Here is a 21,803-nt window from a genome sequence, read left to right as displayed (position 1 = left end):
CCTGAGCTTTCTATATAGTTAAATCATTTTCCTGCTTGTAACTAACAGCTCTTTCAAATACTCGAGCTAAAACCTTGCTGAATAATCCTGCAAAGAAGAATACTCCTGCCACTACAACAGCCGAAGGTGTGAAATATACGAAGCAACGAAGTAGCTTCACTCCAGTGATTACAAATGCGTATGTTCCCATCTTGTAAAGACTTGTTACATTTTGCATTACAAAGCAATCATCCTCGATAACTGTTTTCATCATCTTTCTAAGCTCAAACAGAATCAAAAGTGCTGAGCCGCCAGCTACCATAATGGAAACAACTGCATATGGATAATGCTCTAAAATCTTTGCATACTCTGTTGTCTTGCCAAGAATCTTAATTGTAAGATTTACTGCATATTTCAGACCAAATGGAACGGCCACTTCCATCACTGCTCCTATGAAAAAGCATATGTCCAAAATCCTTTTTACAAATACATTTAATTTATTGTTCATTGTATGCCTCCAATGCATTTCATTTCTTAACTTAATTTTGTTATATCACTCTTATTTTTGTTTTGCAACAATTTTTTATCGATTTGCGATAAATATTTTCCGTTTTACATTTGTTCCAAGTATAAAAAAGCCCACCCCCTCTTCATTGGGATGAGCTAAAAATCAATTATTAAATTACTCTATACTCGTTGTTTTCTAGTATTTCTAGATTCAAATCTGCTTTCTTTGAATGATGTAAAACCTCTAGAGCATTGCGCATATCTGAGTATTCTACGAACTTCCTTGCATCCTCTATTGGAGTATTCTTGGCTTTGCGCTCCACCAGTCTACCACGAAGCATATCTTCATCTGCTGAAATGAAAATAGTGTAGTCTGCCATACTTGAAATATCCTTCCAACCATCTTCATCCAAAAGCAGATAATTGCCCTCCAGAAGCACTATGTCCGAGTCAATCTGGATTGTGTCCTCTACTGGATTGTGGAGATTTCTATCATAGATTGGCCAACCACATTTTGCGCCACTTGCTACTAACTGTACGCGATTTGAAAGCGCATCCAAATCAAAGGTAATTGGTGCACCCTTGATTTCCACCATCTTGATCGTCTTTCCATCTCTGACAGTTTCATGACTAAGTAAGTAGTCCTGATAATGATGAAATCCATCCATTCCAATTGTCTGGATTTCCTTCACCCCATCTGTATTCTTAGACAAATACTCCAGAAAATCAAGAAGCGTACTCTTACCCGCCCCTGGAGGCGCTGCAAGCATCACAAGTATCCTCCGCCCCTTCTCCTGCTGCATAACCGTAAGCTTTCGTAGCAGCGGCACAAAAATCTCGTTGACATTATCTTCACTGTAATACGCCTCAACCGCATAACCGTTGATCGTAGCTGAATAATTCATAGATGTTGAATCTCCCATTTTATTTTTCAAAGAGTAAGAAAGCCCAAGTAGGCATCAAGCTCCGTTGTCTCTCAAAGTAAGAAAGTTCAAGTAGACATCAAGCTCTACTATTTCTTAAGAGAGACGTCCTGTCGAACGTAGAAATAGTAGGCTTGTAGTCGTAACTTGAACTTTCGTATTCATTAGGCTTGTAGCCGTAACTTGGAACTTTCGAAGTCTTTAGAATTACTTAAATATTGGTTTTAAAGCTTCAGCAAGCTTGTCTTTCATTGCCTGTGCTTCAGCGAGATCTTTTCCTTTTGTTGTGAAGTAAGTCTTAATCTTTGGCTCTGTACCTGAAGGGCGTACAACAACTGTGCATCCATTCTCAAGGCCGTAGATAAGAACATTTGAAGAAGGAAGTCCTGTCTCTGCTGTGTTCTTGTAATCTGTAACCTTTGTAACAGCGATACCTGCGATATCCTTTGGTGGATTCTCACGAAGTGATGTCATAATACCAGCCATTGTGTCCATACCTGAAAGGCCTGGGAACTCAAACGAATCTACCTTGTTGAGGTAACGACCATACTCAGCATAAATCTCCTCAAGACGCTGCTTGATAGAGCTTCCGATGCTGCGGTAGTAAGCAGCCATTTCGCAGATAAGCATTGAACCGATAACTGCATCCTTATCACGAACATAAGGACCTGCAAGGTATCCGTATGACTCCTCGAATCCGAAGATAAATCTATCTACTTCTCCATCAGCCTCAAGACCAGCAATCTGATCACCAATCCACTTGAAGCCTGTAAGAACTGAGCGAAGCTCTACACCATAGTGCTCTGCAACTGCATCAGCAAGTGGTGTTGAAACAATAGACTTAACTGCTACAGGGTTCTTTGGCATTGTGCCCTTTTCGATACGTCCTGCTGCAATGTAGTCAAGAAGAAGTACACCAACTTCATTACCAGAAACAAGCTCATAGCTTCCATCTGGGCACTTCATAGCAATACCAACACGGTCTGCATCAGGGTCAGTAGCAAGCATTAAATCTGCGCCCTCTTTCTTTGCAAGCTCAAGACCAAGCTCAAGTGCTTCAAAGATTTCTGGGTTTGGATAGCTGCAAGTAGTGAAGTATCCATTTGGATACTCCTGCTCTGGAACGATTGTGATATCTGTGATACCGATATCGTTAAGTACACGTGTAACTGGAACTAAGCCTGAGCCATTAAGTGGGCTGTAAACAAGCTTGAGGCCAGCTGTCTTGCAAAGGCCTGGACGAACCTGTCTATCTTCGATTGCTGCATAGAAAGCATCCTTGCAGTCATCACCAACGAACTTGATAAGTCCTTTTTCAACACCCTCTGCAAATGACATGTATTTAACGCCATTAAGAATATCTGTCTTTTGAATCTCTGCATAAACGATAGCTGCTGCATCGTCTGTCATCTGGCATCCGTCTGGACCGTATGCCTTGTAACCGTTATATTTAGCAGGGTTATGAGATGCTGTAACCATAATACCTGCGTTGCATTTGTAGTAACGTGTAGCAAATGAAAGTGCTGGAACTGGCATAAGTGCATCGTAAATACGAACATTAATACCATTAGCTGCAAGAACACCTGCTGCAGTCTTTGCAAAAACATCACTCTTGATACGGCTGTCATAGCTGATAGCTACTGTCTGGTTGCCACCCTGAGTCTTAACCCAGTTTGCAAGTCCCTGTGTAGCCTGGCGAACAACATAAACGTTCATACGGTTTGTACCTGCGCCAAGTACACCACGAAGTCCTGCTGTACCAAAGGCAAGTGCTACTGCAAATCTGTCTTTGATTTCTTCGTCATTACCCTCAATCTTTAATAATTCTGGCTTTAAATCTGGATCATCAAGATCAGCTGCAAGCCAACGCTTATATTCATCATTGTACATAATTATTTCTCCTCCATATGTCCTTAACTGTTATAATTTTAAGTTTTCCGGTTAGTGGTGTCAACCTAACCTTAGGCTTTATCAAATAGGGAGATTAGATATAAAGAACCTGCTAGACATACTACCTCTGATTCTTTTTTTATATCTTCAATAGAACTTTTTGAATCCAAAGGCTCAGCTGCAATTCCTCTTTCCTGTATCATGTCAGCAAGCAGCTGTGGCTCCATAGTCCTTGGGTTTGGCACCGCCACTGTGTAGCACTTCTTCATAATTGGAGCCAGTGTATCTATTATCACATCCACTTCTTTATCAGCAAGGATTCCTAGTACAAAAGTAACCTTTTCACCAGGGAAATATGCTTCAAGGGATTCCAATAAAACCTTCGCTCCCTGCCTGTTATGTCCACCATCAATAATCACTGGAGGATTATCTGATAGCAATGTAAAGCGGCCAAACCACTTCGTATTTACGATTCCTTTTCTTATGGACTCCTCAGTAATATGATATCCCTTCTCCGTAAGCTTTCTTGCTGCTGCAATGGCCACTGCTGCATTATCTACCTGATATGTGCCAAGCATCATGGTTTCATATTGACTTCCATCCGAGGTAGCAAATCTCTGACCATGAATATCTCTTGATAAAATCTTTGCAGGCTCCACAAACTCTATTGGAACATTATCCTTCGACTTACAAGTATCTCTTAATACCAGCTGAACTTCCCTCTCTTGGGTAGCACTTACAACTGCTGTACCAGGCTTTATGATTCCAGCTTTTTCAGTAGCTATTTCCGTTAGCGTATTTCCAAGTATAGTCATATGGTCGTAGCTGATAGGAGTGATAATAGATACAAGTGGTGCAGGGATTACATTTGTGGTATCCATTCTGCCACCCATACTTACTTCTAAGAGCACAATCTCACAGCTCTTTTTCAGAAAATAGATAAATGCCATAACAGTCAGAAATTCGTATTCGCTAACAAAGACTCCATCTGCTGCAAGTTCATCGTAGGCTGGCTTTACCTCTGAAAACACCTCAGCAAAATCAGCATCCGAAATATCCTCACCGTTTACTTTAAACATTTCGTTATATCTATACAAAAATGGCGAAGTAAAGGCACCCGTAACAACGGATGCCTCATTTAAAATACTCGCTAAATATGATGTCGTGGAACCTTTGCCATTTGTTCCAGCTATATGAACATATTTCAATTTATCCTGAGGCTTGTCTAGTTTTTCCAAAAGCATTAATTCTGCATCTAAAGAGAAATAATCTTTCTTGGCTCCTCCACCCTTGGGTGGAATGAAATGGGGCATGTTTTTGAAAAAGTCTATTGCCTGAGAATAATTATATTCCTTCATTATCTTGCGAACTCTCCTATTCTTGTTCTGCCAAATGCTTTGACGATTGAATAATAAATCACTGACATAATAGGAATCATGATAAGTTCCTTTGGAAGTCGTGCCATGATTGTTGCAAAATAACCGTTCTGAAAATATAAAACGTCCAGCCAGTAGCTGTTTAATATTATTCCAACTACTATAGTGTAAACAACCTGAGTTGCCAACACTCTTGCAAATGTAATCTTTTTGTTGTGTAGCATTAGTCCAAAGATAATACCGCCAACGATACTGCTAAATGTGAATCCTGGGAAGAATGGACCTGTTGGCTTAACTAGGTAGCCACCGATATCTGTGATTCCTCCTACAACTCCTGCTACAGCTGGTCCAAAGAGCTGACCTGCCATCTCAATTGGCAAAGCGCCAAATCTGATTTCTATCAGCTGATTGATTGGTATTTTGAAAAATCCCAGTACAATTCCAAGGGCTGATAACATGGCTGCAGCTGTAAGTGTTTTTGTGTTAGTTAATTTCTTCATAAAAAATACACCTCCTTTGCAGTCTCCTTTTGTCTACAATGAAGGTGTATGTAACCTCGTATGTAGCAGCGGGATGCGACCATAAAACCGCGGATAATCCTTCGTCCATCTGCCAACTCCCTGTGCAAACGGCACTTAACGCTTTACAGTCTACTCTGCATTTCTTGTTAATAGTTGCCTAGATTATATGTGTATTCCACATAAATAGCAATACCTATTACAGAAAAAATCTCCTTTATTTGAGTTTCTCAATTACATCCAAAACGATTGCAATTGATTGCTCTGCAGCCTTACCTGCAAATGTGTTGTAATCCATTGCACTTCCATCTGCATCTGAAATAGAACGGATAAGTGTAAATGGAACTTTATTTACATAGCATGTTTGAGCAATGCTTGCGCCTTCCATATCTGCTGCAATTGCATCGAATCTGTTTCTGATTGTCTCACGCTGCTTGTTTGTATCTACAAATAAATCTCCTGAAGCAATAACACCAACCTCGTAATTGATGCCTCTTGCAGAAAGTACATCTGTAACATTCTTTCTAAGATCGGCATCTGCTTCAAAGTTAATTACATTGATACCAGAGATAAGTCCTAGTGGATCACCTACTGCTGTTGTGTTCATATCATGCTGAACAGCTGACTCTGCAACTGCCACATCAAGTACCTTAAGTGTAGGTACAAGTGAACCTGCCACACCGATATTGATTACATGGTCTACTCCAAAATGAAGCACCATAATCTCTGTACAAATAGCAGCGAATACCTTACCGATTCCACTAACTGCTGCAACAACTGGCACACCATTAACTTCACCCTCAATAAAATTTACACCACTGATTGTTGATGTTTTTTGATTCTTAATGCTTGGCTTGAGATTCTCAATCTCAATCTGCATAGCACCGATAATTCCTAATTTCATATAATCCTCCTAGTTTATTTCTCGGAAGTTACATACACAAGCCTTAGTATTTCTCCGCTCGACTACATGTCTCGTTTGAGAAATCTAAGAGCTTGTGTATTACTTCCTATCTTAATCTGGATAAGTGAATTCCATATTTGACCATGAATTAAGAACGTCCAAGTAACGCTGGCACTCTGTTTTAGCGAGCTGGATATCCAGGTTCTCATAGTGTCCACACTCAATTGCGCTCTTTCCGAATACATCTCCTTCGTGGTCTACTGTCTGTTTGAATACTTTCTTTACTACCTCGAATGTCTTTTTAGGATCTACGCCCTTGATCACAAGGTAGAATCCAGTCTGGCATCCCATAGGTCCAAAGTAAATTACATGGTCTGCGATTTCTGAGTTACGCATATATGTTGCAATCATATGCTCTACCGAATGCATAGTCGCATTATCCATATAATCACCTGCGTTTGGCTTACGAGTACGTAAATCGTATGTGATTATATCTCCATCATCTACACGTGAAATGTAGAATCCTGGAGTAAGTACATTATGGTTAATTGTAAAGCTTTTAATTTTTTCCATTTTAAACCTCGTTTAATTATTATATACAATAGCCTTTGCTAATTTGTTTGCTACTTCTTCACCCTTGAATGTCTTCACAATTTCAAGTGCAAATGGGATAGCTGTGCCCATACCACGGCTGGTAATAATATGGCCATCATGGCAAACACTGTCTGTTGAAACATTTGCTCCCAGCAAATCCCCTTCCATTCCTGGATAGCATGTAGCTTTCTTTCCCTGAAGTAGGCCTGCCTTTCCAAATACTGTTGGTGCTGCGCAAATAGCAGCAAGTCCCTTCTTTGATGTGTTAAATCCATGTATCTGATCCATGAGAGGCTCGCAGAGCCCAAGATTTAATGTGCCTGGCATTCCGCCTGGAAGCACTATCATATCTGCACTTTCAAAGTCAGTATTTTCTATCAGCTTATCACAGTATGTTGTGATGCCATGAGCGCCAGGGACCTTTTTGTTGCCTGTGATAGAAACCATCTCAATTTCAATATCAGCACGTCTCAGAATATCAACAACTGTAAGTGCTTCTATTTCCTCGTGGCCTTCTGCCATAAATATAAGAACTTTGCTCATATCCTTTACCTCCCTACTATTATCATATCAACTAAAAACTATGATAACACAAAAGAAGCCGAATTTCTCGGCTTCTTTTATCATCTATATAATATTAAATTTATGCGTATGCATCAAATCGACTTCCCGCCATTCCATAGCTAGCGCCTACACCTTTCATACTGTAGCTAGTATTGTTTGATGAGAACTGCATTGCTATGTTGTTATAATCGTTTGAAACCTGAAGTGTTTTCTGCTGTCTCTCCAGCGAATCAATTTGAATAGCAGACTCATCGACATCCTGAATCTGTGCATCTGGGTACTGGACAGGAGATGCCCCATTCACTACTCCACTTTGCTTGGTAGACTCAGTATTGTAAACATCTGAAAAATCTGCATCGTTATCAACCGCATAATTCATCGGTTGAACATACGATATACTGCTATATGAACCTATTCCCATAATTGGTGAAATCGCCATACTCATTTCCTCCGTGCTTTTTCATAATACCACTACTGGATTTTTCAAAACCGAAAATCACAATCTTTATAAAGTAAAATCACAGAGAATTCATTGATACACATGATGCCAAAATATGTAGCCGGAAGTATCTACTTTCCGCTTTTATCTAAGGAATCCTGCCACAATTTGTTCTTCTGCCTCTTCTTCTGTAAGTCCTAGTGACATAAGCTTAATAAGCTGGTCGCCAGCAATCTTTCCGATGGCTGCCTCATGGATAAGTGCTGCATCCACATTCTTTGCATCAAGACGTGGAATAGCTACTACGTGTGCATTTCCCATGATGATAGCATCACAGGCAGCATGTCCGTTACAAGCTGTGTTACCTTCGATTGCTACTTCAAAAATCTGCTCAGACTCATCCTTTGCAACAGAACGAGAAACAACATCTGCACTAGAGTTTTCACCGTTAAGAACAACCTTATAGTCAGATGTAGCCTGCTGCTTTCCATGTGTCATAAGAGCCTCATGAATAAGAAGTGTAGCGCCATCTGCAAGCTCAGCATAGTTTTTTCGAACTGTTGAATCAACGCCCTTAATCTGAACCATTTCCATTTCTACATAGCTACCTTCTTCCTGGTAAACAGTTGTAACTGGATTAAGGATTCTAGCACCATTTCCATCACCTTCGCCATAGTGCTTTTCAACGTATTTAACCTTAGCATTTTTGCCAACGTGGAATGTGTGAATACCATCGTGCTGTGAGTCCTGATCTCCGCAGTTGGAAATACCGCAGCCTGCTACGATAGTAACATCAGCTCCCTCTCCAACATAGAAATCGTTGTATACCATATCCTTAAGTCCACTCTCTGTAAGAACTACAGGAATGTGAACGCTTTCGCCCTTTGTACCTGGCTTGATGATGATATCAATACCTGGCTTATCTTCTTTTGTAACGATGTCGATATTTGCTGTTGTATTTCTGCCGGCGCTTGTACCGTTTGCACGGATATTATATGCGCCCTGTGGAATGCCATCTAAATCAGCGACCTCATGTAAAATGTTCTTTTGAATTGCATCTAAAGCCATTACTGGTCACCTCCTAACTTTTCGCAAGCCATATTTGCTGCTGATGATGTACCTAAAAGTTCAGGAAGGATTTCATCCTTTGGTCCCTGCTTCTTAACCTTACCGTTTTCGATAACTACGATTTCATCAGCGATGTTTAAGATACGTTCCTGATGAGAAATAACAATGATTGTGCCATTGATTGTTTTACGCATGTTCTCGAAAACCTTGATAAGGTTCTGGAAACTCCATAAATCGATACCAGCCTCTGGCTCATCGAAAATTGAAAGCTTTGTACCACGTGCAAGAACTGTAGCGATTTCGATACGCTTAAGCTCTCCACCTGAAAGTGAACCATTTACCTCACGCTCAACGTAATCCTTTGCACAAAGGCCCACGCGAGATAGATATTCACAAGCTGCTGCAACTGAAATATTCTCTCCTGCTGCAAGACGCAATAAATCAATTACTCTAATTCCTTTGAAATGAACAGGTGCCTGGAATGCAAAACTAATTCCAAGCTTTGCTCTTTCTGTAATATTCTTCTGTGAAATGTCCTCGCCATCAAGAATAATCTGTCCTGATGTAAGTTCATTTACACCCATAATAAGCTTTGCAAGTGTTGACTTACCGCCACCGTTTGGTCCTGTGATGACGATAAACTTTCCATCCTCTACTGTGAGATTAAGATTATCAATGATTTCTTTGGTAGTGTCACCCTCATCTTCAACCTTGTAACACAGGTTTTTGATTTCTAGCATATTTCTACTCCTAACTCTATAAAACTCTCCCTAACCACTATGCCAGTAGCAGTTAGGCACAACTAATTCGATTGTACAAAATTAATCGAGCTTTATTATATTACCACGTTTTGCTCCGATTTTTTATTAAAAATTTATTAATAAAGGGCTACTGAGAAACATTCTCAGTAGCCCAACATTTTTCATTGACTAATTAATTGTTCGCTTTTTCTTTTTTTGCAATCATTGGTAAGATTACGCCAAGTGCTGCAAGAACAATTGGTGTAAGGATGTTAAGGAATGTGTTGAATAAATCACCCTCAACATACATACCAAGTAAGCAGCTAGCTGCTGTTACGAAGAAGCACCAGCATCCTGCAAAGATAGCTACGCCCTGATTCTTAACAAACTTGTATTCAGGATTGAATTTCTCGCCAGCCTTACGAAGCATGATGTATGCGAAGAATACCCAAAGGTAACGAAGTGGCATACATACTGAGTTAAGCTTTGTAAGCTGCTTAAGAACTACTGCTGCACCAGGAACGAATGACTGGATAAGGATGATGGCACCTGAAAGAACTGCAACCATCTTGATACCATTTACATAAGCACCTGCATCGTTCTTCTTGAGAAGCTTAGATGGGATGAACTCTCTAGCATCCTCATTATCAAGAAGCATACGAAGTGGAGCATCAATTGAAATAACAAGTGTTGAAAGCTGACCGATAGCATTGCAAAGTGCATATATAATCATGATTGAATTTCCAACATGATAGTACTGACCAAGCTTCTGGAATGCCCAGTAAGAACCGTTTGAATTGTATGCATCAAAGTTTGCATTGATCTCAGCTGGGTCAAACATCATTCCCATTGCGATAGTACCAAGAATAGCACATACCATAACCATGATAGCAAGTGTAATCATAGCCTTAGGGAATCCCTTTGAAGGGTTCTCTACCTTGTTAACATATGGGGAAATCTTTTCACATCCACCTACTGCAAATACAAGGATTGAAAGTGATGTGAAGTACTTAACATTAAACTGTGGAATAAGTGTCTGTCTTGTAAATTCCATTGATACATAATCAGCATGAGGATTGATTGCAGGTGCTGCAAACATCATGATGATGTAAAGAATAGACATAACAAACATTGATGTACCTGCGATTGTAGCAAGCTTCTTAAGTGGGTTAAGACCACGAGATGCTACGTAGCAGAATAAAATCAAAATAGCGAATGTTACAAGCTGAACTGCAAGTGTTGGGAAGCTATCATAAGTTTCACCATTTCTGAAGATTGCCCAGCTAAGAGCCTTTAAGCCACCTGATGACTTAGAAGCGATGTAAGTAATGTGGCAAGCCCAGTATGTCCAACCAGCATAGTAAGCTGCCTTTGCTCCAGTTGTTCCGAAAATCCATGAGCTGACACCTCCGCCTGATGTCTTGAATGCTGAACCAAGCTCACCTACCATAAGTGCGTATGGCACGAAGTAGAGTGCAAACATAAGAATCCAGCTAAAGATGCTCTGGATGCCGTTAAAGTAGATAAATCCGTTTAAAACGTTTCCGAATCCCCATACAGTAGAAAACGCCATAAACGCAAGTGTAGACCACTTGATTTTTTTTGAATCCATTAATTAAATGTCCTCCCTTTTTTCTTTATCGGTTTAAAGCGAATATTAGTATTATACAGCATCTCTTTAAAGAATTAAATCAGGAATTAAATATTCAGACAATTTGCTTTAACACTTTAAACAACTCACCTGTTTATTAAATTGTAATTATATAGTTTTTGTAGTCCACTGACTGCAATCCCAAACGTCTGTAGCAAGACCTTCGTAAAACTCTGGCTCGTGACATACCATAAGGATACTTCCATTGTATTCCTTCAGGGCACGCTTTAACTCATCCTTGGCATCCACATCCAAATGGTTTGTAGGCTCGTCCAAAAGAAGAAGATTTGTCTCACGATTTAACAGTTTGCAAAGACGAACCTTTGCCTGCTCTCCTCCGGAAAGCACTCTACACAAGCTTTCAATATGCTTTGTTGTAAGGCCGCATTTTGCCAATGCAGAACGAACTTCATTTTGATTGTAAGATGGGAATTCATTCCATATTTCCTCAATACATGTTGTTGAAATATGCTGATCCATCTCCTGCTCAAAATATCCGATTTCCAAAAACTCTCCCTGATAAACTGTTCCTGAGAGAGGTGGAATAAGACCAAGAATACTTTTTAAGAGAGTAGTCTTTCCAATACCATTTGCACCAGTAAGTACAATCTTTTGCTTGCGCTGCATTTCCAAATTCAGCGGCTTTGATAGTGGCTCATTTTTGTCATAACCAATAATCAAATCCTTTGTAGAGAAGATTACACGGCTAGGTGTTCTCGCCTCTTTGAAATAGAATTCTGGCTTTGGCTTTTCTGCTGCAAGCTCAATTACGTCCATCTTATCAAGCTTCTTCTGACGTGACATAGCCATATTTCTTGTGGCAACATTTGCTTTATTTCTTGCAACGAAATCCTTAAGCTCTGCTATTTCCTTTTGCTGACGATTATAAGCTGCCTGAAGCTGACTTTGCTTCATAGCATAAACTTCCTGGAACTTATCATAATCACCAACATATCTGTTGAGCTGCTTGTTATCCATATGGTAAATAAGATTGATTACTGAGTTAAGGAATGGCACATCGTGTGAGATAAGAATAAACGCATTCTCATAGTCATTCAAATATCTCTTAAGCCACTCAATGTGTTCCACATCCAAATAGTTTGTAGGCTCATCCAAAAGAAGGATATCAGGCTTCTCCAAAAGGAGCTTTGCCATAAGTACCTTTGTACGCTGTCCGCCTGAAAGCTCCGTAACATCTTTATCCAGGCCAAGCTCTAATACGCCAAGTGCACGTGCTACTTCTTCAACCTTTGAATCAATCATGTAAAAATCATGCATTGTAAGAAGATCAGCGATAGTTCCTGCCTCTTTCATGCGCTTATTCATTTCGTCATCGTCAGTAACATCACCAAGGCTAGCGTAGATATCATTCATCTCCTGTTCCATCTCATAAAGGAAATCGAAAGCAGAGTGAAGTACGCTTCCAATTGTCATGCCCTTTTCAAGAACTGTATGCTGGTCCAAATATCCAACACGAACCTTCTTCGACCATTCGATTTTTCCCTCATCAGGCTGAAGCTTTCCTGTGATGATGTTCATGAATGTAGACTTACCTTCACCGTTCGCTCCAACAAGACCGATATGCTCGCCTTTTAATAATCTAAAGGAAACATCTTCAAAAATAGCTCTATCTCCAAACCCATGGGATAAATGTTCAACGTTTAAAATACTCATAAAAAACCTTTCTATCTCTAACTCTGTTTACGCATTCTACTTAAATATGATGAGGTGGCTGCCGTATAAGAACCTGCTGGCGCTTTTACCTCTGCCTTTATTGTTTCTTCTTTTTGTGGCCTCAGCTCATTTATAAATACTGATTGCTTGTCAGTATATTTGAAGATTGTAAGCTTCTCTTTTGCTCTTGTTATTCCTACATAAAAGATTCTACGTTCTTCTTCAAAATTTTTCTTGTCTTGAACTGTTGCCCTAGAGTTTGACCTAATGACCTTATTAGGAAATACTCCGTTTATTGCATCTATTAAAATGACATTCTCATATTCCAATCCTTTGCTTGAATGAATGGTGGAAAGAATAAATTTTGCCCCAGGAGTATATTGCTTTTCCTGCAGTAGCATTCTAAGTTCATTCAACCTGTTTAAGAATGATGGAATATCCTTTTCCTGCTTTGCTAGCATCTTTAATATAAAGACTTTGTTGTTATCTATATTGTTTGAAATGAGATATTCCCCGTAACCCATAAACTTTTCTATTCTATTTATGGCCTTGTATGGGTTCTCACTGGCCATGTTCTTAAAATGAGTCCTGAGAGATCTGCAATTTCCAAGCACATGTCCATTAAGATTTATAAGCTCTGCTGCATCAAGTATTCCTGAGTGATTTCTCTCTGCAAGCTGACACATTTCAATTGCATCCTTCTTGCTCAGGTATGTCTGGAATTTGAAATAAATCTTCATAAATATTTCTTCATCCATCGGTACAAATGCAAAGCGAAGCATGTTCACTATGTCTATAACCACTCTGTTTGTGAAGAAGGCCATATCTGCATTTTTAATGTTGTATGGCACGCCTTCCCTTTCCAACAGGTCTACTAGTGGCAAAACGCTTTCATTATCTCTATATAAAACAGCAGTCTTTCTATTTACATCTTTTGCCAAGCTTAGCAGATATGAATACTGCTTCTCACGTCCAAGCTTTACAAACTCAATATCTGTTGATGCTGCTTTTGTAGCACAGATATGCTTTTTATGTCTGTCTTTGTTGTGCTGGATAAATATGTCAGCAGCCTCTACGATTCTTGCATTCGAACGATAATTTTTATCCATCACAAGGACCTTTGCGCCTGGATGCTGATTTTCAAAATTGAGCAAGGCATCAGGATAGGCTGCTCTAAATCCATAGATACTTTGATCCTCATCACCTACCATGAAAAGATTGCCCTTAGCGCCTGCCAAAAGAGCAATAATCATATGCTGGATTTTGGATGTATCCTGAGCCTCATCTACGCATATATACTTGTAGATTTCCTGAAAATGATTAAGAACCACTGACGAGCTTTTAAGCATTCTATAGGCGTACATCATCTGGTCATCATAGTCCATCATATTGCGCTGCTTAAGTTCATTATTGTAGGTCTTATAAATCTTTATTAAATCGATGCCCTCATCCTTGCCAAGCTTCTTAATCTCCTCATCAGAAAGGTACATATTTTTACAATATGTGATAAGGGTTCTAACTCCTTTGATATCACTGTCTGTTGGATATTCTCCCACAACGTTTACATATATGTTTGTCAGTAGCTGCCCTGTAAACTTTTCATCTGTGCACAATTCAAATGGGTCTTTTCCAATCATTCGACCATAATATGCAATTATCTTTGCACATATGCCATTGATGGTTCTAAACTCCAATCGGTCAGCAAGCTCCGGTCCAAATATACTAACGAATCTTTCAGACATATCCTTTGTGGCTGCCACCGTGTAAGTAAGTGTTAAGATATTTTCCGGTGCAATGTCCTTGCAATAAATCATATATCCCAATCTATTTACCAGAACTGTGGTCTTTCCACTTCCTGGCACAGCAAGAAGCAGCACAGGGCCTTCTACGGTCTGCACTGCTTCCTGTTGCTGTGAATTCAGCCTTGATATGTACTTTTCAAAAAAATCTTTTTCCTGCATAAATTACAAATCTAAAATTTCTATATCTATTTCTTCTAATTCAACGTCCTCATCTACATCTGATGGTCTTGGACGTTTCTTTTTCTTTGGTCTATTGCCTCTTTCCTTTTCCTTTTTCTTAAAGTAAATCTCTGGAATGAAATGCAAAACAAATATTGCCACTACAATATACAAATGGCAAAAGAAGATATTTGTGATTACTCCGTTATGTTTTAATAAATATGATGTGGAATATCCATATAAACATAGAATACCAAGGTAAGTCAATCCCATAATCATAATAGGAATGTTTGCCGCTGCCTGCTTAATACAATGAAGGAAATCCTTAAAGCTTGCATCAAAATAAACAAATCGACCTATCATAAGTGTAAGGAAATAAGTGATAAACATATCATAATTGTTATCTTCATATATAAACTTGATATAACAAAAGATGAGAATCATATACAGCATGCCTGTAAGTCTGATGGATGCCATTTCATCTCTATCAAGTCGCTTTAAAGGAACTAATATATGGTCAAAAAATGTGTTGACCAATATGGATATTATCATAAATACCAGCAAAAGATAATCCTTATAATCGCTCCAGAACTGATAAAAAGCTCCCGCTGTCACAAAGCGATTAATAAGATAATATGCCGCCATAAATCCTATTATGCTTCCGCCTGAAAAAATCAGCTCATAGAATCTTTCTGTCAAAGAGAAAAACTCATGTTGCAGCTTGCGAGGATTTTTGAAGCGGCCCTTTGAGTAAATATAAAATGCAGCGTAAACAACTGCTAATAATACCAATGCTAATACAAAGAAAATAATACAATCTGGTAATGTAAAATAATGCTTTACATATTCTGCGTAACTCATAATCAGCCTCCATTATTTACAAATATCTCATATTACGTTTAAAACATTTTAAATTTTACCAAACCTCTACCTATTTTTAAATGTTACTTATTGTTAGAAATAATTCAATTTATGCTATATATTTTTATACTCTATTTACTTTAACAAGTTAAAGCGTTAAAATATCACTTAATAAATGCCTTGGTATAAGGTAAATAAACTAATAGGGAGTTCTTATATGAAACTAGTAAAAGCGTATAATAGCGTAAGTCTTATTATTAGGATTTTATGCGGATTATTGATAGGTGCAGTCCTTGGACTACTTTTTGATAATCTCCAAGTTGTTTCACTTCTAGGTACTATTTTTGTTGGAGCATTAAAGGCTGTTGCACCTGTACTTGTATTCGTACTTGTTGTATCTGCCCTCGCTCAAGGAAATGATAAGCTTGATAGAAGATTCGGTCTTGTTATCATCCTTTACATGGTCAGCACATTTTTAGCATCAGTGGTTGCTGTTATCGGAAGCTATATTTTTCCTCAGACAATCATGCTCAGTGAAGCTGCTGAAGCAGAAACTGTACCTACAGGAGTTGGTGAAGTTCTTTCAAATCTTCTTGTAAACATGGTTGGCAATCCTATCGGTGCTATTGTTGACGGTCGCTATATCGGTATCCTTTTCTGGGCTGTTGTTCTTGGTCTTGCTTCTAAGAGAGTTGCCAGTGACAACACAAAGAAGGTAATGGAAGATTTTGCAAACATCGTTTCACTTGCTGTTAAATGGATTATCAATCTTGCTCCATTTGGTATCATGGGACTTGTTTATTCAAATGTTTCAACAAACGGACTTGCAATCTTTACTGATTACGGAAAGCTTTTAGCTCTATTAGTTGGATGCATGCTTGTTGTAGCACTTGTAATTGATCCACTTCTTGCAGCTATCGTACTTCGCACAAATCCTTATCCACTTGTATTCAGATGCCTTAAAGAATCAGGTGTGACTGCTTTCTTTACTAGAAGCTCTGCTGCAAACATTCCTGTAAATATGGAGCTTTGCGAAGCACTTGGCATGGACAAAGAAATGTATGCTGTATCAATTCCACTTGGCGCTACAATCAACATGGACGGCGCAGCTATCACTATCGCTGTTATGTCCCTTGCAGCTGCCAATACTGTTGGAATCCACGTATCATTTGCAACAGCTCTCATCCTTGCATTCATTGCTACTCTTGCAGCTTGCGGTGCTTCCGGTGTTGCTGGTGGTTCATTGCTCCTTATACCAATGGCTTGCTCATTGTTCGGTGTTAACGCAGATGTAGCAATGCAGGTTGTTGCTGTAGGCTTTATCATTGGTGTAGTTCAGGATTCTGTTGAGACTGCCCTTAATTCTTCTGGCGATGTAATGTTTGCAGCTACTGCAGAATACTCACAGTGGAAGCGCGATGGCAAATCTCTTCCTACATTCCTTGGTGGAACTACTAAAGTTGATATCTAATTCTGTCTAGATATATTAAAAGCTCACCTCTTAATGAGGTGAGCTTTTTGCTTTTAGAATAAATCTAATGAACTGTCTAAATAGATTTCTTCTCTGACTATAAGCTGATATTCCGGTTTTACCATATAGTACAATATGAATTCCAAAACTATTGCACTTCCCAGGCTACGTCCTTCTATTTTGAAATTAGAAAAACCCATTGGCATATATGTGTTTTGAATATCCTCTACGCTGATAAAACCAGGATTTCGCATTGCATCTGAGAATCGGTATCCTCTTTTAGCCTGAGGCGATTGACATATGTGATCCTCGCAATCCTCCCCGAGACTTTTACGGCTAACATTCTCATAGCATTCTTTTCTATCTGTGCATCCAAATGAGCAACATTCATTGCACAAAAATTCCACCTTATCTTTCTGGATTGTGGATAACTGACCTAGTTTTTCAAGTGATTTGTTTAAACGAAAGTCCGGAACTACATATTTGAAATCTTCTCTATCAAGTTCTGCTTCTAAATCCTTAAAATCTGTTAGAACTTTTGTTGTCGATGAAACAAAATAATACTCTGGATAGTTTTGCTTTATATAATCCATAAGTAAGTCGGAGTATATGATAATACCGTTTTGAGTACCCGTTTTTTCAAATAGCTCACACAGCCTGTTGCATCGCTTATCTGTTAGATGCTCTTCTCGGATTAATGAATTGCTGAATGTAAGTCTTGCTGATATACCGTATTCCCTGAGTAGCTTTATTACATCAGTTGCCTGTTCTTCGCCAAATCCAACGCGGCCTCCGCCCCACAGGCAATCTGCTGGAGCACCATAGATTGAACCTATTTCACACCAGTCATAAAAATATTCTCTGTGCTTTTTGAAGAGTGGTAAAAGAACTCTATAAAATTCATAAAACTCAAACAAACCTGGTAAATGATAATATGCTTTCATTCTTGCTCCTAACATGATTTTCTATGGCAATTATATCATTTATTTAGCTTATTCTTGTGAAGTATTTTGTATCATCTTCATGATGTATATATGCTCCATTTGCCAGCTGTGCTTTAAGACTTGGAGTGTTATCCTTGTTTACTGATAAATAAATCTCTTGTATATCCTTCTTTCTGGCTTCATTTATAGCAAGTTTTAATCCCTTTGTAGCATAGCCTTTTCCTCTATATGCTCTTCCTACACCATATCCAATGTGACCTGAGCCTTCTCTAAGAGCATCGTTCAAACAATGTCTCAGGTTGAATATTGCCACATACTTATCCTCATCCTCTAAAACAAATGTAGTATCTGGCACAAATCCTTCAGGAAGATTCTTTCCCATGGACCAATCTCTTTTTATCTCTATCCATTCAAGGAATTTGTCATAATTGTAGCCATATACCGGATTCAAGAAACCATTCTCATCTGCCTCAAATGTCATAAACAATTCGTAAGTCTTTTTGTAGTCTGAATCCTGTACTCTAATTAGTTCCATAAGTGTATCCTCCTGTTGTATATTATTTTCCATATCAAATGATATGAAATAAAGGTGTCCGCTTTATTAGCAGACACCTTTATTATTTTGTGGAAGTATACATCTATATCCTTGAATAGTCAAGCATTTCCCCAATATTTATAAATAATCTTTTGCATTTGAGGCATCCACGCTTTCAAATGGAACCCACAAATGTAATTTATCGCTTGAAATCGAATCAAAGTCACTAATGGATCCGCCATTTGCAAGTTCTATTGCCGCCTTTGCTGCCTCAGCTCCCTGTGGTGCTGCTGGCTGATATACTGTGAATACCATCTCTCCGTCTATAATAGCCTGACAACCATCCTGTGTTGCATCGACACCTAAAATTGGCATATCACTAAGATTAATATTATTATCCTGGCACGCTTGGATTGCACCTCTTGCCATGGCATCATTATTGCAAACTATTATGTCAAATTGTATGCCTTTGCTTACTGCAAAGTTTACATATTGTCTTGCAGTATCTGTATCAAAATCTGCAAAGTCCTCAAATACATAGTTTATCTTTTTACCACTGGCATTAAGGCCTTCCTTTAATGTTTTAGTTCTTCCTACTGTTGCAGAATGTCCATCAAGGCCCTTCAATAATAATACATTGATTTCATCCTTTGATGAAAACATATTTAATATATACTCTGCCTGAAGCTGTCCAGCAACACCTTCATCTGATGCACAGTAAATATATTTATCCTCTTTTAAAGTGGCATCATCAGGTGCATTATTACAGAAAATGATAGGTAAATCTCCTGCTGCCGCCTCTAATTGTCTAGCGGTAGATGCATCCTCTGCTATGCACATTATTGCATCATAGCCATTGCTTTGGGCCGACTTAATAGATTCTATCTGCTTCTCCAGAGAATTCTCTGCATAATCACACTCTACTACGGCACCTACACTTTCTGCATATTCCTGTGCCCCCTCAGCTAATGTATCTCTAAATGCATTTCCTTCTTCCTGCGAATATGTAAACAGTATTTTTACACCACCACCGCCAGATGAGCTGCCTTTTGAAGAAGATAATCCACAACCAGAGATACATAATGATACTAATAAAACTAGTGATAATATTTTCTTTCTCATCTCGATTACCTCCATTAAATCTTAAACTGGTGTACTTGTTTGTCTAATTCAACTGAGGTTGATGCTAACATCTCAGATTCCTTAGCAACCTTCTCACTGTTGCTTGTCAGCTTAGATGACTGTTTTACAATTTCTTCTGATGTAGATAGGATTATGTCTGCACTTGCCGCCTGCTCCTCTGAAATTGCTGCTACATCAGTTGCAACTGCATCTACTTCACCTACTTTCTCTATCATGGCAGCAACCATTTCATTAGTCTGCTGAATATTCTGGTAAATTAATGAGAATGTATCAACTGCATTGTTGATGTATTCACTACTCTCATCAATACTCTTAACACTTTCTTCTGCCTTCTTTTCAGCATCCTTTACAAGATTATCAATTCCGTAAACAAGTTCTGTAATCTGCTGTACAGAATTTGTACTTGTCTGAGCTAGCTTACCAATCTCGTTTGCAACAACTGCAAATCCTTTTCCTGTTTCACCCGCTCTGGCTGCTTCAATAGATGCGTTTAATGAAAGAAGATTTGTCTCCTCTGCGATACTACCAATCAACTTAACAATTTCTGTAATTTCATTAGATGCTGTTCCTACGTCGTTAATAGCATTCTGCAAGTCATTAATTGATGAAATGATATTGCTCATTGCATCACTGACTTTTTCCATGTCCTTCTGACCCTTGTTTGCTACAGATACAGTTTCTGTCATTTGCTCGCTTACGCTTTCGCCATTTGTTCTAGTATCTGTTACAACCATCGCTAGTGTTGTTGCACTGTTGGCGATTTCATTGATTGAGCTTGCCAATCCATCAACAGTTTCATTCAAGCCCTGCATAGATGTTTCCTGCATTTTTGAAGCATCATACATTTCTCTTGATACTGAATTACTTTCATCAGCCTGATTATTAAGATTAACTGCAATATTTCCAATCTTGCTTATCAGACCCTGCATAGTGCCAGCGAAATCTCTGATTCCCTCTGACATAGAAGTAATTTCGTTATTACCTTTGACTTCTACTTCCATGGTGAAATCACCATTTGTCATTGTATTGATAACTCCTGAAAGCTTATTTACAGGATTAATCAAGATATGTACTGTTCTTTCAATCAATACAATCAGAACTAAAATACCAACTATCGCAATTACTGCCAGGACCTTTCCAAGCATTCTAACATCATTAAGAATAATATTTGAAGGAACAAATGAAACCAGTATCCAATCTGTACCACTTACCTCACAAAACGCTGTCATATTTCCATTGATTTCTTTTGTTGATAAATCATCAGAATTAATTGAATCAGCTACTCCACTATAGAATTTATCAGAACTATAGTCTGCGATATTTGCGCCAACCTTTGTTGAATCTCTATTACTGATAATTGTTCCAGTTGTGGCTTCTACAAGAAATGTCTCAGCATTTTCCATCTCAACATTAGAGTTAACAATAACGCTGATTTTATCCAATGTAACATCGGCACCAAGTACACTAATTCCTTCTCCATAATTAAGCATACCTGTAGCACTTATTACATTAACGCCATCATTATTAACATATGGTTCACCATATGCCATGTTGATTCGTGTAGAGCCTTCCTTGTACCAATTAGACTCTCTGACATTGCTTTCTGTCTTTGATGAGCCGGCACCAGTGATTAAACGTCCATCGCTTGTTCCAATATAGAATCCATCAGCAAAAGTACTGTTATAGCCCACTGTACCATCCAATATCAGTTTTAGACCTTCCTCATCTGGAGTAGTACTTTCTATTGTGTTTTTAAAAATTTTGAAAGAATCCAAATTATCCTTCATCCATGACTCAATGTCATTTTTCTGACTTCTAATGGATGTCTGTAATAATTCTTCAGCTTCTTTTCTTAAACTATTAGAAGAAATCTGGTACGAGATTGCCACTAAACCAACCATCATAACTGCTACTATTGGAATAATAATAACTAGCAAATTAAACTTGATGGAACCTCTTCGTTTTGTTTTTTTAAGCCCTTCCATTGAACCCTCCTTCAAAATTATTCATATATCACACTATATTTAATAATGTCATTGCATATTCCTTGATACTAGCCTT

20 protein-coding genes and 1 riboswitch are annotated in these 21,803 nt (G+C 38.6%); of the genes, 1 reads left to right on the top strand and 19 read right to left on the bottom strand.

The genetic code is table 11. The features are described 5' to 3' along the window. Positions 1-10: 10 nt before the first annotated feature. The 15 genes from BO15_RS0104930 to BO15_RS13080 form a co-directional block, all read right to left on the bottom strand. Positions 11-487 (bottom strand): DUF2975 domain-containing protein, encoded by a 477-nt coding sequence (locus BO15_RS0104930; RefSeq protein WP_033152906.1) that lies wholly within the window; start codon positions 485-487, stop codon positions 11-13. Between the two features lie 169 nt (positions 488-656). After that, positions 657-1,409, bottom strand: a complete 753-nt coding sequence (locus tag BO15_RS0104925; RefSeq protein WP_242843750.1) for a nucleoside/nucleotide kinase family protein — start codon at positions 1,407-1,409, stop codon at positions 657-659. Between the two features lie 207 nt (positions 1,410-1,616). After that, a complete protein-coding gene (locus BO15_RS0104920; protein ID WP_033152902.1) occupies positions 1,617-3,299 on the bottom strand; it encodes a phospho-sugar mutase in 1,683 nt (560 codons plus the stop codon). A gap of 71 nt (positions 3,300-3,370) precedes the next feature. Further along, complete coding sequence (locus BO15_RS0104915; RefSeq protein ID WP_052169772.1) at positions 3,371-4,657, bottom strand: bifunctional folylpolyglutamate synthase/dihydrofolate synthase; 1,287 nt, start codon at positions 4,655-4,657, stop codon at positions 3,371-3,373. Next, entirely contained in the window at positions 4,657-5,175 is a 519-nt protein-coding gene (locus BO15_RS0104910; RefSeq protein ID WP_033152900.1) for a folate family ECF transporter S component, read from the bottom strand. Before BO15_RS0104910 ends, BO15_RS0104915 begins: the two co-directional genes overlap by 1 nt. Positions 5,176-5,239: 64 nt before the next feature. After that, a riboswitch (THF riboswitch) is annotated at positions 5,240-5,335 on the bottom strand. A gap of 75 nt (positions 5,336-5,410) precedes the next feature. Beyond that, a complete protein-coding gene (locus BO15_RS0104905; RefSeq protein ID WP_033152898.1) occupies positions 5,411-6,097 on the bottom strand; it encodes a 5'-methylthioadenosine/adenosylhomocysteine nucleosidase in 687 nt (228 codons plus the stop codon). 111 nt (positions 6,098-6,208) lie between these two features. Beyond that, on the bottom strand, positions 6,209-6,670 hold the full coding sequence (locus BO15_RS0104900) for an S-ribosylhomocysteine lyase (RefSeq protein ID WP_033152897.1): 462 nt from the start codon (positions 6,668-6,670) through the stop codon (positions 6,209-6,211). Between the two features lie 12 nt (positions 6,671-6,682). Next, positions 6,683-7,234, bottom strand: coding sequence for a DJ-1 family glyoxalase III (locus tag BO15_RS0104895; protein WP_033152895.1), 552 nt, complete (start codon positions 7,232-7,234; stop codon positions 6,683-6,685). Between the two features lie 100 nt (positions 7,235-7,334). Then, entirely contained in the window at positions 7,335-7,694 is a 360-nt protein-coding gene (locus BO15_RS0104890) for a hypothetical protein (protein WP_033152894.1), read from the bottom strand. 144 nt (positions 7,695-7,838) lie between these two features. After that, complete coding sequence (locus tag BO15_RS0104885) at positions 7,839-8,762, bottom strand: SufB/SufD family protein (RefSeq protein WP_033152893.1); 924 nt, start codon at positions 8,760-8,762, stop codon at positions 7,839-7,841. Next, entirely contained in the window at positions 8,762-9,502 is a 741-nt protein-coding gene (locus BO15_RS0104880) for an ABC transporter ATP-binding protein (RefSeq protein WP_033152891.1), read from the bottom strand. The genes BO15_RS0104885 and BO15_RS0104880 overlap by 1 nt, the downstream gene beginning before the upstream one ends. A gap of 193 nt (positions 9,503-9,695) precedes the next feature. Beyond that, on the bottom strand, positions 9,696-11,114 hold the full coding sequence (locus tag BO15_RS0104875; RefSeq protein WP_033152888.1) for an amino acid permease: 1,419 nt from the start codon (positions 11,112-11,114) through the stop codon (positions 9,696-9,698). A 147-nt stretch (positions 11,115-11,261) separates the two neighbouring features. Further along, positions 11,262-12,827 (bottom strand): ABC-F family ATP-binding cassette domain-containing protein, encoded by a 1,566-nt coding sequence (locus BO15_RS0104870; RefSeq protein ID WP_033152886.1) that lies wholly within the window; start codon positions 12,825-12,827, stop codon positions 11,262-11,264. A gap of 17 nt (positions 12,828-12,844) precedes the next feature. Continuing rightward, positions 12,845-14,788: an ATP-dependent helicase gene (locus BO15_RS0104865; protein WP_081828560.1), complete on the bottom strand. Its 1,944-nt coding sequence runs from the start codon at positions 14,786-14,788 to the stop codon at positions 12,845-12,847. A gap of 3 nt (positions 14,789-14,791) precedes the next feature. Further along, complete coding sequence (locus BO15_RS13080) at positions 14,792-15,649, bottom strand: hypothetical protein (RefSeq protein ID WP_052169771.1); 858 nt, start codon at positions 15,647-15,649, stop codon at positions 14,792-14,794. 217 nt (positions 15,650-15,866) lie between these two features. Between BO15_RS13080 and sstT the strand changes: the two genes are divergently transcribed. Beyond that, complete coding sequence (gene sstT, locus BO15_RS0104855; RefSeq protein WP_033152884.1) at positions 15,867-17,120, top strand: serine/threonine transporter SstT; 1,254 nt, start codon at positions 15,867-15,869, stop codon at positions 17,118-17,120. 53 nt (positions 17,121-17,173) lie between these two features. Here sstT and BO15_RS0104850 read toward each other — a convergent pair whose 3' ends face one another. The 4 genes from BO15_RS0104850 to BO15_RS0104835 form a co-directional block, all read right to left on the bottom strand. Then, the gene (locus tag BO15_RS0104850) at positions 17,174-18,064 is read right to left on the bottom strand and encodes a hypothetical protein (RefSeq protein WP_033152882.1); all 891 of its coding nucleotides are present in this window, start codon (positions 18,062-18,064) and stop codon (positions 17,174-17,176) included. 43 nt (positions 18,065-18,107) lie between these two features. Then, positions 18,108-18,599, bottom strand: a complete 492-nt coding sequence (locus tag BO15_RS0104845; RefSeq protein WP_033152880.1) for a GNAT family N-acetyltransferase — start codon at positions 18,597-18,599, stop codon at positions 18,108-18,110. A gap of 138 nt (positions 18,600-18,737) precedes the next feature. After that, a complete protein-coding gene (locus BO15_RS0104840; RefSeq protein ID WP_033152879.1) occupies positions 18,738-19,721 on the bottom strand; it encodes a sugar ABC transporter substrate-binding protein in 984 nt (327 codons plus the stop codon). A 14-nt stretch (positions 19,722-19,735) separates the two neighbouring features. Next, positions 19,736-21,727 carry a methyl-accepting chemotaxis protein gene (locus BO15_RS0104835; RefSeq protein ID WP_033152878.1) on the bottom strand — a complete coding sequence of 664 codons (1,992 nt, stop codon included), beginning with the start codon at positions 21,725-21,727 and terminating at the stop codon, positions 19,736-19,738. Positions 21,728-21,803 lie beyond the last annotated feature (76 nt).

This window comes from Pseudobutyrivibrio ruminis HUN009 (genome assembly GCF_000703005.1).
Classification (GTDB): Bacteria; Bacillota; Clostridia; order Lachnospirales; family Lachnospiraceae; genus Pseudobutyrivibrio; species Pseudobutyrivibrio ruminis_A.
Note: the sequence above shows the minus strand (reverse complement) of the source record. Positions and strands in the feature narration are given on the sequence as shown.